Origin of the sequence: Pseudescherichia sp. (assembly GCF_031987975.1) — a bacterium.
Taxonomy (GTDB): domain Bacteria; phylum Pseudomonadota; class Gammaproteobacteria; order Enterobacterales; family Enterobacteriaceae; genus Pseudescherichia.
In genome coordinates this window covers 545,466-558,215 of the sequence record NZ_DALZYX010000001.1, presented here as the reverse complement: position 1 = coordinate 558,215, position 12,750 = coordinate 545,466, and the positions used below count along the sequence as shown (strand labels likewise).

The following is a 12,750-nucleotide window of genomic DNA, read 5'->3' as shown; positions in this document are numbered from 1 at the left end:
TTTTGCGCAAATAACCGGCAAGCTAATCGTGAATAATCATTCATTTGCTGGACGGGGTAATCGCCGTTTGGTGTGCGTTCAACAACAGGGTAAATTAGCGGCTTTGCGATAAACGAGGGCGTTGACCATGGCTGACTGGCAGACCATTGACGAATTGCATGATATTTCTGCGGATCTCCCGCGCTTTACGAAAGCGTTAACAGAACTTGCCACCCGGCTGGGGCTGGATATTGCCCCTCTGGAGGCGGATCACATTTCGCTGCGCTGCCACCAGAATACGACCGCTGAACGCTGGCGTCGCGGCTTTAAGCAGTGCGGCACGCTCCTTTCAGAGAACATCATTAATGGCCGGCCGATCTGCCTGTTTAAGCTGCATCAGCCGGTTAAGGTGGCGCACTGGTCCTTTACGGTAGTGGAGCTGCCGTGGCCGGGCGAAAAACGCTATCCGCACGAAGGCTGGGAACATATTGAGATCGTCCTGCCCGGCGAGCCGGAGACCCTTAACGCCCGGGCGCTGGCGCTGCTGGCGGATGAGGGGCTACGCCAGTCGGGCATTGCCATTAAAACCAGCTCGCCTAAAGGTGAGCACGAACGCCTGCCCAACCCAACCCTTGCCGTGACCGATGGCACGGTAACGGTGAAATTTCATCCCTGGTCCATCGAGGAGATCGTCGCGAGCGAAAGCGACGCGTAGAACAGAGGAGGCAAAAATGGCTCTGCTGGAGATCTGCTGTTATAGCCAGGCAAGCGCCGAAACCGCCCAGCTCAACGGGGCGGATCGCATCGAGCTTTGTGCGGCGCCGAAAGAGGGTGGACTGACGCCCTCCCACGGCGTTCTGCGGCTGGTACGCGAGACGGTGACGATTCCCGTGCATCCGATTATTCGTCCGCGCGGGGGCGACTTCTGCTACACCGACGATGAGTTTAGCGCCATGCTGGATGACGTCAGGCTGATCAAAGCGCTTGGCTTTCCGGGCCTGGTTATCGGCGTGCTGGATGAGGACGGCAAGGTCGATGTGCCCCGAATGCGACAAATTATGCAGGCCGCAGAGGGGATGGCAGTCACTTTTCATCGCGCTTTTGATATGTGCATTAAGCCTCAGGAAGCCGTTGATAAACTAGCCGATTTGGGCGTGTCACGCATCCTGACTTCGGGGCAAAAGGCGTCAGCGGAGAAAGGACTTTCATTAATTACGGAACTAAAAGCACGATCCGGTGCTCCAATCATTATGGCTGGTGCTGGTGTTAGAACCAGCAACCTGCAGCTGTTTTTGGACGCAGGGGTAGAGGAGGTGCACAGCTCTGCAGGAATGTGGACGCCTTCACCCATGCGTTACCGTCAACAGGGATTGTCGATGTCATCCGACGCGCTGTCGGATGAGTATCTACGCTACTGCGTAGACGGTGAAATTGTAGCGGAAATGAAAGCGATGATGACCCGTCATCGTGTGTTCTGACCCTTTTTTACCGCACATCATGTCGCCCAATATGATGCTTGCTTTGTACCAGGCCCCTGCCATTTCAACAGGGGCCATTTTTTTTCCTGCCTATTTCAAACTGCAACTGTGTTGGCTACCACGTTACGGCTTCTTCGCGATCAATACCGCACGCAGCGGGGCCGGGTAGCCCTCAATCGTCTTGCTGGAGTCGTTTGGATCGAGGAACTCCGCCAGCGACTCGGTGATCATCCAGTCGGTACGGCGCTGCTCCTCGGTGGTGGTCTGGCAGACGTCAACGATACGTACATCAACAAAACCACACTTCTCCAGCCAGTTTTTCAGTGCCAGCGCGGAGGGGATAAAGTAGACGTTGCGCATCTGGGCATAGCGGTCGCCGGGGATCAGCACCGTGCGTTCATCGCCTTCCACTACCAGCGTCTCCAGCACCAGCTCGCCTTCGCTCACCAGCTGATCTTTAAGCTGCCACAGGTGCTCCAGCGGCGAGCGGCGATGATAGAGCACGCCCATCGAGAAGACCGTGTCAAACGCGTTCAGCGCCGGAAGCTGCTCAATGCCCAGCGGCAGGAGGTGCGCCCGCTGATCGCCGCCCAGCAGCTTGCGCACCGCCTCGAACTGGCAGAGGAACAGTTGGGTCGGGTCGATACCTACCGCCAGCTGTGCACCTGCGCCCACCATTCGCCACAGGTGATAGCCGCTGCCGCAGCCCACGTCGAGGATCGTGCGCCCGGTCAGGTCTGAGAGGTGCGGCAGGACGCGATCCCACTTCCAGTCGGAACGCCACTCGGTATCGATGTTGACGCCATAGAGCGAGAACGGTCCCTTGCGCCACGGCATCAGGTTACGCAGCAGCGTATCGATGCGCTTGATCTGGCCTGGACTGAGCGGAGTTTCGCTCTCCGCCGTCACGCTGTGCAGCAGATCGAGGCGGTACGGCTGCATCTCCGGCAGAAACTCTACCGCGTTGGTCCACTGCTTAAACTGACCGTGCAAAGCGCCGCGTTGCCAGGTAGCGATCTGCGCGGGAAGGGTCTCCAGCCAGTGAGCGAGCGTGCCTTTAGCAATCTGCTGATAGAGGTTACCGAACTCGATCATGCCGACGCTCCTGCTTTCAGTGCCACCAGCGAACCAAAGTTAAAGCACTGGAACCAGAGTTCGCTATGCTCAAACCCGGCCTGGCGCAGGCGGGCCTTGTGCGTCTCCACGGAGTCGGTGAGCATTACGTTCTCCAGCATGCTGCGCTTTTGGCTGATCTCCAGCTCGCTGTAGCCGTTGGCACGTTTGAAATCGTGGTGCATGTTAAACAGCAGCTCGCCCGTGGTGGCATCCTCAAAGCTGAACTTTTCGGAGAGCACCAGCGCGCCGCCCGGATTCAGGCCCTGATAGATGTTGTCCAGCAGCGCCTGGCGTTCAGCTGGCTCAATAAATTGCAGGGTAAAGTTCAGCACCACCAGCGACGCGTTTTCAATGCGGATATGACGAATATCGCCCTCAATGACCTCAACCGGCGTTGGCGCTTTATAGGCGTCAATATGGCGGCGGCAGCGTTCCACCATCGCCGGAGAGTTATCAACGGCAATAATTTTACAGTCCGGATGGGCGATATTACGGCGTACAGAGAGCGTGGCCGCGCCCAGCGAGCAGCCCAGATCGTAGACCTGGGTGGCGGGCTGCACGAAACGCTCCGCCAGCATGCCGATCATGGAGATAATGTTGGAGTAGCCGGGAACGGAGCGTTGGATCATGTCCGGGAAGACTTCGGCTACCCGTTCATCGAATGTCCAGTCACCCAGGCTGGCGATAGGCGCAGAGAAAAGCGTGTCGCGGTGAGACATAACGTAAAAATCCGAGAAAACAAAAGTGGCGTATTGTGCGCTAATGCACAGAGAAAACCAACTCCCAGGGCATGTACCAGAGGTTTGCCAGCACCATTAGCACCAGCGAACACCAGGTCGCGCTCATGCCAGAACGCCGCCAGCGCATCAGCTGGTGATGCAAACCGTAGTAGTGCATCAGGCGACCAACGATCAGCAGCAGCCCGCAAACATGCACCATCCAGGTTTCTGCCCCGTTCATCTCCATAAACAGCAGCAGGATCAGACCGCCGGGAAGATACTCTACTGCGTTGCCGTGAATGCGGATGGCGGTCTGTAGCTCACTAAAGCCACCGTCACCCATCGACACCCGATACTGCATGCGCAGGCGCACAACGTCAAAAGAGAACTTAATCAGCAGCAGGACACCCAGCACGGCATACAGCGCGCTTACCATAGAAACTCCATTTAAGCCCGGAAAGGGTACGCCTCTATGATAGCGCCTGCTTCAGAAAAGAGAAGTTTGTTGCGGAATTGATGGCGCAGGGCCAACGGACGGCACGGCGCGCTGCAGCGCTGGCCACAGGGTATCAACCAGCACCGGCGCCTCGGCAATATCCGGCGTATGCAGGAAAAGATAGGGGGTCGTGTTCTGCTCCCACTGGGCCAGCTTCTCCAGCCAGACGGCGAACAGGGCGCTGTTCTGCGTCATGTCGTCACTGCCGATAAAGCGCACCATTGGGTTCAGCGCCGTGACCACCGCGTGAACCGGCACCACGGGCTTCTTGCGCTGGGCTTCAATCACCGCTTCGCTGCGGGGAAGGGCGCTGTGCACCGGACGGCTGTCGAGGATCACGCGGTTGACGCCGCGCGTATGTAGCCCCCGGTTGAGCTGCGTTTCCGCTTCGCCCTTGGCAAAAAACTCAGGATGGCGTACCTCTACCCCGTAGCTGAACGCTTCGGGCAGGCCGTCGAGGAAAGCCCATAGTGCGGGAAGATCCTGAGGGCCAAACGAGGCGGGCAGCTGAAGCCAGTACTGGCCAATCCGTTCCGCCAGAGGGGCCATGCGGCTAAAAAACTCTTCGGTGAGATCGCCGCACTGGCGCAGCCGCGCCTGGTGGGAGATGGTCGCCGGGAACTTAAAGCAGAAGCGAAAGCTGTCGCTGGTCTGGGCGTACCAGCGCGCCACGATATCGGCCTTCGGCAGGGCATACAGCGTGGTATTACCCTCCACGCAGTTAACATGAAGGGTAACGTTAACTAACTGACTGATTTTAATAGTGCCCCATTGCTCCCCTGTAGGCTATGGGGCATTGATGGGGCAAAGGCGGCCAGTTTCTGATTGAGCATCGCTATTTGCTCTGAGCTACTGTCAGCCATCCACGCTCCGTACACATTGAACACCATCTGTGCGCTAGCGTGGCCCATCTGGCTGGCAATGAAGCTGGGGTTAGCTCCAGCTGACAATGACCAGCATGCGTACGTATGGCGAGACTGATAGGCTTTCCTGTGCCTAATGCCTGCCCGCTTAACCGCCGAGTCCCAGGAGTCACCTATCGAATCGACCTTATAAACAAAACCCACCTGCTCACTGCGCCTGACTAACTGAGGGTTGAAGACAAAGGTACAGTCATGCCGCTCGGTTCGGCCATACTCGCGCAACTGAACATCGATGTGGTGCTGCTTGCCCAGCCTTGTCATTTCAGCCTGGTTTCTCAGGACGCTAACCGCGGGTTCTATCAGGTGAATCACTCTGTTCGTGCTGGCCTCAGTTTTTGGTAGAGTGAACTCGCCTAGTTTCGTATAATTGCGGCGTACTGTTATTGTTCCCGCTTTAAGATCGATATCCTCCCAGGCCAGGGAGAGCAGCTCCCCGTGACGCACCCCTGTGTACACTGCCAGTGACCACAGGTTTTTTGTCTGTTGATGCCGGCATGCATCAATTAGACGGATAAATTCGTCACGAGTAAGCGGATCTGGCTCTACCCTGGCTTTCTTCAGCGGCTTAATACCTTCAAACGGATTCGCCTCTAAGTAGCCGTGATCAGCAGCAAACTGAAACATTCCGGCGATCGTTGTCATGTAATAATTTACCGTAACAACGCTTCGGCCTTTGGTCAGATCCTTACCTTTCAATCGGGCCTGATTCCCGGTCAGCAAATCTTTCCTGACGTACAGTAATTCTTCTTTAGTCACCGAGGATGCCAGCCTGCCCCCACCGATCCGTGGAATAACATTTCTTACGACCGACTCATAGCGATTGAGTGCATTCGAAGAAATTTCCATCTTTTTCAGATCCAGCCACTTTTCTTCAAGTTCTTTCACTGTAATTTCTTTCTTACTTACCCCAAAAGTTTTGAGGTGAGGTGATTCGGGAAACTGTGCCGCATAGTCGAATGTCCCTGTGCGGATTGCGAAACATACCGATGTTCGCAGTTCCCCGGCAATCTTCCTGTTCTTCATGGTGTCAGGGACACCGAGGCTTTCCCTGACACGCTTACCTTTGTAACTAAACCAGATGCGCAACGAACCGCCGTGGTTTTCGACGCCTGTTGGATATATTACTTTACCCATTGATTCCTCCAGACGCCCAAGAGCAATGTGAGAGTACCTTTTTCATGGCACCAAATCACCCCGGTTGTTTATTTTTCATCGAGGCTACCCAGGCGTCTACCGCCTTACGGTTATACATGCACTCACTGGACGGCTTAGGGGTCCCATCAGGAGAAACGTGAAGATACTCCCGGCCAACCATCCAGCACTCCTTTCTGGCCCGGAGGATAGTTCCTGGCTTAAGGCCGGTAACCGCGATTAGAACACTTTCACAAACCCAATCGTTGGGAGTGAGCAGGATTACATCTGGCGTTTCACGCATCTTTTGAGTGAATGTATTCATTTTCTGTCCTTCACTTTGCTATAGCGTTCGTGACTCATTAACTCCCAGCTTTTACCATCGTCCCGGGATAAAAGGCGCCAGCGCCGATTAACCTTCAAGCTGAGATTTCCTGATCCGTGCATTCGGCTAGGATAGATTCGCCTGGCCCTGAACTGAAGCAGCACATGCACTGCTTTCGAATGTACCCACTCAGGAATTTTTATCGCTGTCAGGGTCATTATCCTTTCCTCCCTTTGGCGGAATTACCTCATAACCGGCATGTCTTGCTATCCATAAAAATTCTTCAAGAGAAGCTGTAATCTCTCCGTTTTGAACCGGTCGGGTGTGGATAACCTTTCCGTTCTCAATGGTCAGCACGATCCCTATAGGGCCGTGCTCAGTCGAGTAATTCACATTAGCCATTGGAACGCTCCTCAATACGCAGTACCATTTCCTGGGCCATTTGCATAAAAGTCTCTGCAGTGCAAACAAGCTCATCATCTGTAAGCCGCCGATCGCACATCACCTGCCCGTTTTCGATATAAAGAACGACGCGGCCAGTGAAGTCAGGCAGAACATGCAGATCGATATTCAGAACCGGGCGGCCACCCGAATTAACCTTTTGCTGAAGTAACATGCTGACCCTCCGCCATGTTGTTGATCGTTACTGTGTTCACGAGTTTTCTCCTCAGTGCATAACGGGCATGCCTGGCATACCTTCGGTCTGAATTTGTTCAATAAAGTTGTTGTGCAAAAGGTCGAAACCTTCCCGACCCAGCTCAGAGAGTCGAAAACCACGCTCATGGTCAGTCACGAGCATGTCCTGATACATGCGTAGCGCCAGCTGCTGCCCAGTCTTAAGGCCATATTTTTGGATGGCGCAGCCTTCAACGTGGTTTGCGATCGTGAACCGCTCCGGTGCTGGATAGACGCTGATTGCGCCGTACTTACCGGAAAAGATCACAGCGGTATCGAAGCCGCCCTGGTCATTGGCAATTTCAATGGTTCCGTTTTTTTCCTGTTCTTCGGTAATGAAGACAGCGACCAGTAACCAGCGCCAAAGAATGATTTCTTTCTCGATCCTCAGGCTAATCCAGCAGTTTTCTACCGCTTCCATAATGCATGCCAGAATATCCATGCCGTCCGGGATTCGGCTGTCATAGTGACCGTTATCGAGCTGGCGAATGGCCGCAGAATATCCAATTACTCGGTTCCCAAAACGGATACCGGTTGATGTCGGTTCGGGGTTAATTTGTTGATTCATCAGACTTCACCTCCACTACTTCTGGTTTATGCTTTTTAGCAAAATCGACCAGCTCTAAAATAAGCTCGTCGATTAACTCTTTACCGCTTTCCGTAAGGAACTCACCGCGGCCGTTTACGTCTACGGCGCTGCAATAGATCCCCCTGACTGCTTTTACCCCTTCAACATTCCCAAGCTCGCTCAGCACCTGCTTTTCGAAACGGCTCATCAGTCCATCGAGAAGAAACTCAGTTAATTCCAGAGTTTTGATCTCACCCTTTGGCTGACTAATGACGATACAAGAGCTGCCTGTCTTTCGAATGTGGCGTTGTAGAGCTGATTTAATAATTCGGCGGCGATAAGTTTCGATTAATTTAGCCATCTAAATTACCCTTCTCTTTTCGTCTTCATTCGCCAGCACTATTTTTTCTTCTTCCTCAGTCCACGAATAAACTGCTCCGGCAAGGTCATAAGCCATACCCAAAAGGGCGTTGAGCTGGAATGTATCAAAATCCTTATGATGGGCGTGCATGGTTTGCATAAGGAAATTGAGTTGCTCTGCCTTTATATTCACTTCCTGAATATCCTGTCTTTCTTTAATAGACATGGTTTATCTCCCGTATGCTTTTCTTAGGAAAAGTATCGCAACATCCCAATAACCGGCGTCACATAACAAACGAGCGGTTATAAAAGCTGATTTATTTATCATGATGCTTACCTTATATATGGGTGTGTTTTTCCCCAACGATAAAGCTGTAATTAATTAATGGTAATATTTGCGATTATTAGATAGCTATTTTTTAGAGGCTTGCTCTTCGATGAGCCAAGCGCTGACGTCACCTGTCAAGCGCCTCAGCAGAGAGGCAATAGCTAACACTTCGGATTCGGCCATTTTGTCAGGGTAAGATTCCATCATGCGGCAGATTATCTCCGCTTGATGTGCGCGTGCAGCAGCCTGGTCTAGACTTATTTCATGCGACATTATTGCCGTCCTGTACACCTGAAAGATAGGCGGCTGTTTGAGATATTTTATTAGTGGCAATGCCAAGCTCAGCAAGATCCGCAATTACACAGGAAAGATTGCCTAATTTCTCTTTAGTTATTTCATCTTCTTCAGAAAGATTAAAAATACTTAAGCTGATATGATTAATTGCCTCAAGGATGGAAATAGTTTTGGTGTCACAATCAGATGCAATTTCACCATAATTAATATCAGAGCAATCTTTGCTGTAACAAAAGTCTTTGATATCTACTAACTGATAAAATTTTTCGGTTGTTGGCTTGCTGGTCATTTTCTGGCTCCACTGTTTAGCGATGAAATAAGCATACGATCGCTAAAAATGTCTGTCAAACATATTTATGTTTTACAAACATACAAAAGTGCTAACCATCTGTTTTGTAGTCATTAAAAAGTTTGTTTTATGCACAAAAAAAAGAGCCGTTAGGCTCTTTCAAGTGTCGGGGATCAGCTGTTATGCGTGGCGGCGGAATTGCTGCGATTGGCTTAGTAGCACCTTTCCGCAAACATGAAGCATGTCCATCTCTTCATCGGTAATCAGCCATTCTCTGTACTGGGGATTGTCGGACAGCACGTGTAATTGGCTTTTGATTTTTTGGAGGCGTTTAACGAAGAGATCGCCGCTAAAATTAAAAACATAGATCCCATCACCGTCAAAGTGATTCACGGCTACATCAACGAAAATCAGATCTCCAGGCTCGATTGTTCCCTGCATGCTATCGCCGCGAACGTTAATGAGCTTGACCTGATTCGCTGGCCGATGCCCAAAGAGGTTTCTGGCCTCTTCTGTCACGTACTCTATTGAGCTTACGACTTCGATAAAGTCCTTGACTGAGTTTCCTGTGCCCGCGCTTGCCGAAACATCCATTACATCAACTCGATACACGTCACTTCTCCTTTCCGACGGAAGTGAATCAATACTGTATTTATCTACAGTATCGTTTTTGTCCGGGAAAGAGAATAGCTCTGATAGCGGAACTTCTAATGCCTTAGCAATTTTTTTGAGGCTGGCTTCACTATAGCCCTGCATGCCGCGTTCTAGCCGTGAGATGTTACCCACATCCCAGTCAGTCAGGGTGGCCAGCTGATTGATTGTCATTTTTTTTGCTTTTCGCAGCTCTCTAATGCGTTGCCCTACGTTCATAACAGCATCCCCGCCAAATGTTATTTAATTTGTATTTTATACATAATTTTGCACCTTACACAACCTTGCTTGCATAATATGTTTTATGCGCATATTATGTCTGAAACACATATGGAGTAATGCGCATGTTAACTACACCGCTACGCAAAGCTCGCCTCAAAGCAAAGATGACCATTCAGGAGGTTGCATCATCCATCAAGTGCGACCCCGGTAATCTTAGTCGAATGGAGCGAGGTATACAGAGGCCATCTCCCGAAGTTGCAGAGAAGCTGGCCAGATTGTTCAGCGCGGAATTAACCGAGATTCAGATCCTCTATCCCGAAAGGTTCTGTGCTGATGGAAATCACCCGTAATGATGGCCTGGTTATGCCTGAAAGGTTTAGCCAGGCAGATTCAGAGTGGATTAAGCAGCAGCTGCTGATCCTAACACCAACGGCTAGGCAAAAAGCAGTTCAACGATATGCAGCGGTCTATCAGGAAGCCTTAGACGCTGAGCCCGTAAGTTTCCGACAGGAAAACCGGGCCAGGCATGAAGCAAATACCCGGCTCCGACTTTTTGTGAAGAACCAGGGCAGGGCTTTGCAGGGGTATACCGCCGAACCACCCCTGGCAGGAGCGCAACAGCACTCCTGATTAATTCGGGTTTAAAGGTACCCGAACACAACAGGCTTGAAGGTGCCTGATCAGGCTGCAAAACGCCTTACCCGATTCCTCATATGTACTAGGGAAATAGTACGTTTTTATGGGGAAGAGGGAAAGGGGGGTAAGGGGGGATTGGGTGTAGGGGTAGGAATAGGGCCTTTTCCAACAGGAGAGATCCATAGGTTAGGTAGATCCCTGTCTTAAGGGCTAAACCAAAAAAGCCGCCAGTACCAGCAAGGTAGTACACAAGCTGAAGGCGCAGAGAATTGTGGAAGGTTCTTCCTGGAAGAGTGCTTTTCAGGGGAGCTGATTCAGAAAGGAGGCTGGCAACCTTAGGGGAGGCTGCCAGCCATGTGAAGAGGTATCCATGAACACCACATCACAAAATTATTATCTCATTACCGCGGGGGCAGCACAATGCAGCTGACTATCACACCGAACTTTGCACAGGATCGCGCGCTGAACATGTTGCGCCGTGACTGGAAGGCACACGACACCTTCATGGTGTACTCGCCAACCGGTAGCGGTAAAACAGGACTGGCTGCCTTCATCGTTGCCGGGTTCGTCAGCCGTGGCATGCGTGTTCTGTTTTGCGCGCCGTACACCATCTTGATTGAGCAGACAGCCAGCCGCTTTGTGGAATATGGCTTGCCGGGTGATGAGATTGGCTATATCTGGGCGGATCATCCGAATCACGATCCGTCTCTGAAAATCCAGATTGCCAGTGCTGACACGCTGATCCGTCGCGTTTTCCCGGAAGACATCGATCTGCTGATTATCGACGAAGCGCACCTGCGTAAAAAACGCATCCTGCAGGACATTGAACGGCTGCGCGCCAGCGGAGTGAAGGTTATTGGTTTGTCGGGCACACCGTTCTCACCGTTCCTGGGTAATTACTATGACCGGCTCATCAAACCGACCACTATCGGCGAGCTGATCCAGCGCGGTGATTTGAGTAAATACGAGTTTTACGCGCCCACTAAGCCGGATCTGAAAGGCGTGAAATCAGCATCATCAATGGAGTTCGGTACCGACTATAACGAAGCCCAGCTGGCCGAGATCATGTGCGGCTCGACGCTGGTCGGCGATATCGTCCAGAACTGGCTGGAGAATGGCCATGACCTGCCGACGATCGCGTTCTGCGTTAATGTAGCCCACGCCAATTTTCTTACCATCCAGTTTAATCAGGCTGGCGTAAATGCCGAGGTAATGACCGCTGATACCCCGGTCGACGAACGCCAGACCATCATCCACCGCTTCGAAACAGGCGCTACGAAAATCATCGTCAGCGTAGGCGTGCTGGTGGCCGGGTTCGACAGCGACGTTCGCTGCATCATCTACGCCAGGCCAACCAAAAGCGAAATTCGCTGGCTGCAGGCGCTGGGACGCGGCCTTCGCACCGCCCCGGGAAAAGAGTCCTGCCTCATCTTTGATCATAGCGGTACCGTTCACCGCCTGGGTTATCCGGATTCTATCGAGTATGACGATCTCCCCGGTAAATCTGACGGCATGGAGGAAAGCGCACGCCGCGCAGCTGAGGAACGCGAAGAGAAGCTGCCGCACGAATGCTCACAATGCCACTACATGAAACCGGCTGGCGTCTACGTCTGCCCGAAATGCGGACATAAGCCGCTGGCAGGCGAGGACATCGAAACCGACACCGGGCGCAAGCTCAAAAAGTTGGGTAAGGACAAGCCGCAGCCCACGAAGGCCGAGAAGCAAGCCTGGTGGAGTCAGATCAAGTTTTACCAGAAGCAGCGCGAATCCTTGGGTAAAAAACCGGTAAGCGACGGCTGGTGTAAGCACACGTTCCATGAACGTTTCGGGGAGTGGCCACGCGGACTGAGCGACTATCCGATGGATATTACCCCCACGGTTTCGAACTTTATCAAGCACAAGCAGATTGCTTTTGCGAAGGGTAAGTCCAGACGCATGGAAGAGGCTCACAAATCGGAGGCTCCCGCGTCAATTCATCAGGCACAGAAAGTGATTAGCGACATCAGACAGCAGTTAGGGAAACGAGTATGAAGCGCTTAAGTCAGGCGGAATTAAAACGCCTCTTCCATTACTCAGCAGAAACGGGTGTGTTTACCTGGCTCATCAAGCCCAGCTATTGCGTCAATGCTGGTGATGTTGCCGGGACCACATGCACGCACGGATATGTGAATATTTTGATTAAGAGAAAGCGATATAAAGCCCACCGATTGGCATGGCTGTATATGACGGGAAGAATGCCCGAATTTATAGACCATGAGAATGGTAAACGCGATGACAACCGCTGGGAGAACTTGCGCGAGTGTGACCCTCAGCAGAACGCTATTAATGCCAAATTACGGGCGGATAACAAGAGCGGGGTTAAGGGCGTTTACTGGAGTGATAAAAGTTGTAAATGGATCGCTCAAGCTAACTGCAATGGTAAGCGTTTCTTCCTCGGCCGGTTTAATGATTTAACGGCGGCCATCAGCGCACGTGAAGATTTTGTTAAGAACAACTTTGATTTGAGGTTTTATCGTGAGAACTAATCTCAAAACTGCACAAGCAGCAAAGGGCCAGTGGG

19 protein-coding genes are annotated in these 12,750 nt (G+C 52.0%); 6 read left to right on the top strand and 13 right to left on the bottom strand.

Features of this window, described 5'->3' with window-relative positions:
• The first annotated feature begins 127 nt into the window (after positions 1–127).
• Both RTN40_RS02795 and cutC read left to right on the top strand, forming a co-directional pair.
• A complete protein-coding gene (locus tag RTN40_RS02795; protein ID WP_312227098.1) occupies positions 128–694 on the top strand; it encodes a VOC family protein in 567 nt (188 codons plus the stop codon).
• Between the two features lie 16 nt (positions 695–710).
• On the top strand, positions 711–1,457 hold the full coding sequence (cutC, locus tag RTN40_RS02790; protein WP_312227097.1) for a copper homeostasis protein CutC: 747 nt from the start codon (positions 711–713) through the stop codon (positions 1,455–1,457).
• A 123-nt stretch (positions 1,458–1,580) separates the two neighbouring features.
• Here the strand turns inward: cutC and cmoB are convergent, their stop codons facing one another.
• The 13 genes from cmoB to RTN40_RS02725 form a co-directional block, all read right to left on the bottom strand.
• On the bottom strand, positions 1,581–2,552 hold the full coding sequence (gene cmoB / locus RTN40_RS02785; RefSeq protein ID WP_312227096.1) for a tRNA 5-methoxyuridine(34)/uridine 5-oxyacetic acid(34) synthase CmoB: 972 nt from the start codon (positions 2,550–2,552) through the stop codon (positions 1,581–1,583).
• Entirely contained in the window at positions 2,549–3,292 is a 744-nt protein-coding gene (gene cmoA / locus RTN40_RS02780) for a carboxy-S-adenosyl-L-methionine synthase CmoA (RefSeq protein ID WP_312227095.1), read from the bottom strand. The genes cmoB and cmoA overlap by 4 nt, the downstream gene beginning before the upstream one ends.
• 40 nt (positions 3,293–3,332) lie before the next feature.
• Positions 3,333–3,728, bottom strand: a complete 396-nt coding sequence (locus tag RTN40_RS02775; RefSeq protein WP_312227094.1) for an MAPEG family protein — start codon at positions 3,726–3,728, stop codon at positions 3,333–3,335.
• A gap of 51 nt (positions 3,729–3,779) precedes the next feature.
• Positions 3,780–4,550, bottom strand: coding sequence for a DUF72 domain-containing protein (locus tag RTN40_RS02770; protein ID WP_312227212.1), 771 nt, complete (start codon positions 4,548–4,550; stop codon positions 3,780–3,782).
• Entirely contained in the window at positions 4,532–5,845 is a 1,314-nt protein-coding gene (locus tag RTN40_RS02765) for a site-specific integrase (protein ID WP_312227093.1), read from the bottom strand. The genes RTN40_RS02770 and RTN40_RS02765 overlap by 19 nt, the downstream gene beginning before the upstream one ends.
• Positions 5,846–5,900: 55 nt before the next feature.
• On the bottom strand, positions 5,901–6,146 hold the full coding sequence (locus RTN40_RS02760; RefSeq protein ID WP_312227211.1) for an excisionase family protein: 246 nt from the start codon (positions 6,144–6,146) through the stop codon (positions 5,901–5,903).
• A 210-nt stretch (positions 6,147–6,356) separates the two neighbouring features.
• On the bottom strand, positions 6,357–6,569 hold the full coding sequence (locus RTN40_RS02755; RefSeq protein WP_312227092.1) for a hypothetical protein: 213 nt from the start codon (positions 6,567–6,569) through the stop codon (positions 6,357–6,359).
• Positions 6,562–6,783, bottom strand: coding sequence for a hypothetical protein (locus RTN40_RS02750; protein WP_312227091.1), 222 nt, complete (start codon positions 6,781–6,783; stop codon positions 6,562–6,564). The genes RTN40_RS02755 and RTN40_RS02750 overlap by 8 nt, the downstream gene beginning before the upstream one ends.
• A gap of 51 nt (positions 6,784–6,834) precedes the next feature.
• Entirely contained in the window at positions 6,835–7,410 is a 576-nt protein-coding gene (locus tag RTN40_RS02745; RefSeq protein ID WP_312227090.1) for a hypothetical protein, read from the bottom strand.
• Positions 7,394–7,771 (bottom strand): hypothetical protein, encoded by a 378-nt coding sequence (locus tag RTN40_RS02740; RefSeq protein WP_312227089.1) that lies wholly within the window; start codon positions 7,769–7,771, stop codon positions 7,394–7,396. The genes RTN40_RS02745 and RTN40_RS02740 overlap by 17 nt, the downstream gene beginning before the upstream one ends.
• Positions 7,772–7,996: a hypothetical protein gene (locus tag RTN40_RS02735; RefSeq protein ID WP_312227088.1), complete on the bottom strand. Its 225-nt coding sequence runs from the start codon at positions 7,994–7,996 to the stop codon at positions 7,772–7,774.
• A gap of 364 nt (positions 7,997–8,360) precedes the next feature.
• On the bottom strand, positions 8,361–8,681 hold the full coding sequence (locus RTN40_RS02730; RefSeq protein WP_312227087.1) for a hypothetical protein: 321 nt from the start codon (positions 8,679–8,681) through the stop codon (positions 8,361–8,363).
• Positions 8,682–8,861: 180 nt separating this feature from the next.
• Positions 8,862–9,551: a helix-turn-helix transcriptional regulator gene (locus RTN40_RS02725; protein ID WP_312227086.1), complete on the bottom strand. Its 690-nt coding sequence runs from the start codon at positions 9,549–9,551 to the stop codon at positions 8,862–8,864.
• 119 nt (positions 9,552–9,670) lie between these two features.
• On the opposite strand from RTN40_RS02725, the gene RTN40_RS02720 reads away from it, so the two are divergent.
• From RTN40_RS02720 to RTN40_RS02705, 4 genes are all read left to right on the top strand, one after another.
• Positions 9,671–9,904: a helix-turn-helix transcriptional regulator gene (locus tag RTN40_RS02720; RefSeq protein ID WP_312227085.1), complete on the top strand. Its 234-nt coding sequence runs from the start codon at positions 9,671–9,673 to the stop codon at positions 9,902–9,904.
• On the top strand, positions 9,888–10,184 hold the full coding sequence (locus RTN40_RS02715) for a hypothetical protein (RefSeq protein WP_312227084.1): 297 nt from the start codon (positions 9,888–9,890) through the stop codon (positions 10,182–10,184). The genes RTN40_RS02720 and RTN40_RS02715 overlap by 17 nt, the downstream gene beginning before the upstream one ends.
• A gap of 426 nt (positions 10,185–10,610) precedes the next feature.
• Positions 10,611–12,221, top strand: coding sequence for a DEAD/DEAH box helicase (locus RTN40_RS02710; protein ID WP_312227083.1), 1,611 nt, complete (start codon positions 10,611–10,613; stop codon positions 12,219–12,221).
• A complete protein-coding gene (locus tag RTN40_RS02705) occupies positions 12,218–12,715 on the top strand; it encodes an HNH endonuclease (protein ID WP_312227082.1) in 498 nt (165 codons plus the stop codon). The genes RTN40_RS02710 and RTN40_RS02705 overlap by 4 nt, the downstream gene beginning before the upstream one ends.
• Positions 12,716–12,750 lie beyond the last annotated feature (35 nt).

Excerpts from the sequence above, each read along its gene's own strand:
- RTN40_RS02775 (WP_312227094.1), bottom strand. The coding sequence starts at position 3,728 with ATGGTAAGCGCGCTGTATGCCGTGCTGGGTGTCCTGCTGCTGATTAAG.
- RTN40_RS02725 (WP_312227086.1), bottom strand. The coding sequence starts at position 9,551 with ATGAACGTAGGGCAACGCATTAGAGAGCTGCGAAAAGCAAAAAAAATG.
- RTN40_RS02740 (WP_312227089.1), bottom strand. The coding sequence starts at position 7,771 with ATGGCTAAATTAATCGAAACTTATCGCCGCCGAATTATTAAATCAGCT.
- RTN40_RS02715 (WP_312227084.1), top strand. The coding sequence starts at position 9,888 with ATGGAAATCACCCGTAATGATGGCCTGGTTATGCCTGAAAGGTTTAGC.
- RTN40_RS02760 (WP_312227211.1), bottom strand. The coding sequence starts at position 6,146 with ATGCGTGAAACGCCAGATGTAATCCTGCTCACTCCCAACGATTGGGTT.
- RTN40_RS02765 (WP_312227093.1), bottom strand. The coding sequence starts at position 5,845 with ATGGGTAAAGTAATATATCCAACAGGCGTCGAAAACCACGGCGGTTCG.
- RTN40_RS02705 (WP_312227082.1), top strand. The coding sequence starts at position 12,218 with ATGAAGCGCTTAAGTCAGGCGGAATTAAAACGCCTCTTCCATTACTCA.
- RTN40_RS02750 (WP_312227091.1), bottom strand. The coding sequence starts at position 6,783 with ATGTTACTTCAGCAAAAGGTTAATTCGGGTGGCCGCCCGGTTCTGAAT.
- cmoB (WP_312227096.1), bottom strand. The coding sequence starts at position 2,552 with ATGATCGAGTTCGGTAACCTCTATCAGCAGATTGCTAAAGGCACGCTC.
- RTN40_RS02735 (WP_312227088.1), bottom strand. The coding sequence starts at position 7,996 with ATGTCTATTAAAGAAAGACAGGATATTCAGGAAGTGAATATAAAGGCA.
- RTN40_RS02795 (WP_312227098.1), top strand. The coding sequence starts at position 128 with ATGGCTGACTGGCAGACCATTGACGAATTGCATGATATTTCTGCGGAT.
- cutC (WP_312227097.1), top strand. The coding sequence starts at position 711 with ATGGCTCTGCTGGAGATCTGCTGTTATAGCCAGGCAAGCGCCGAAACC.
- RTN40_RS02745 (WP_312227090.1), bottom strand. The coding sequence starts at position 7,410 with ATGAATCAACAAATTAACCCCGAACCGACATCAACCGGTATCCGTTTT.
- RTN40_RS02730 (WP_312227087.1), bottom strand. The coding sequence starts at position 8,681 with ATGACCAGCAAGCCAACAACCGAAAAATTTTATCAGTTAGTAGATATC.
- cmoA (WP_312227095.1), bottom strand. The coding sequence starts at position 3,292 with ATGTCTCACCGCGACACGCTTTTCTCTGCGCCTATCGCCAGCCTGGGT.
- RTN40_RS02755 (WP_312227092.1), bottom strand. The coding sequence starts at position 6,569 with ATGGCTAATGTGAATTACTCGACTGAGCACGGCCCTATAGGGATCGTG.
- RTN40_RS02720 (WP_312227085.1), top strand. The coding sequence starts at position 9,671 with ATGCGCATGTTAACTACACCGCTACGCAAAGCTCGCCTCAAAGCAAAG.
- RTN40_RS02710 (WP_312227083.1), top strand. The coding sequence starts at position 10,611 with ATGCAGCTGACTATCACACCGAACTTTGCACAGGATCGCGCGCTGAAC.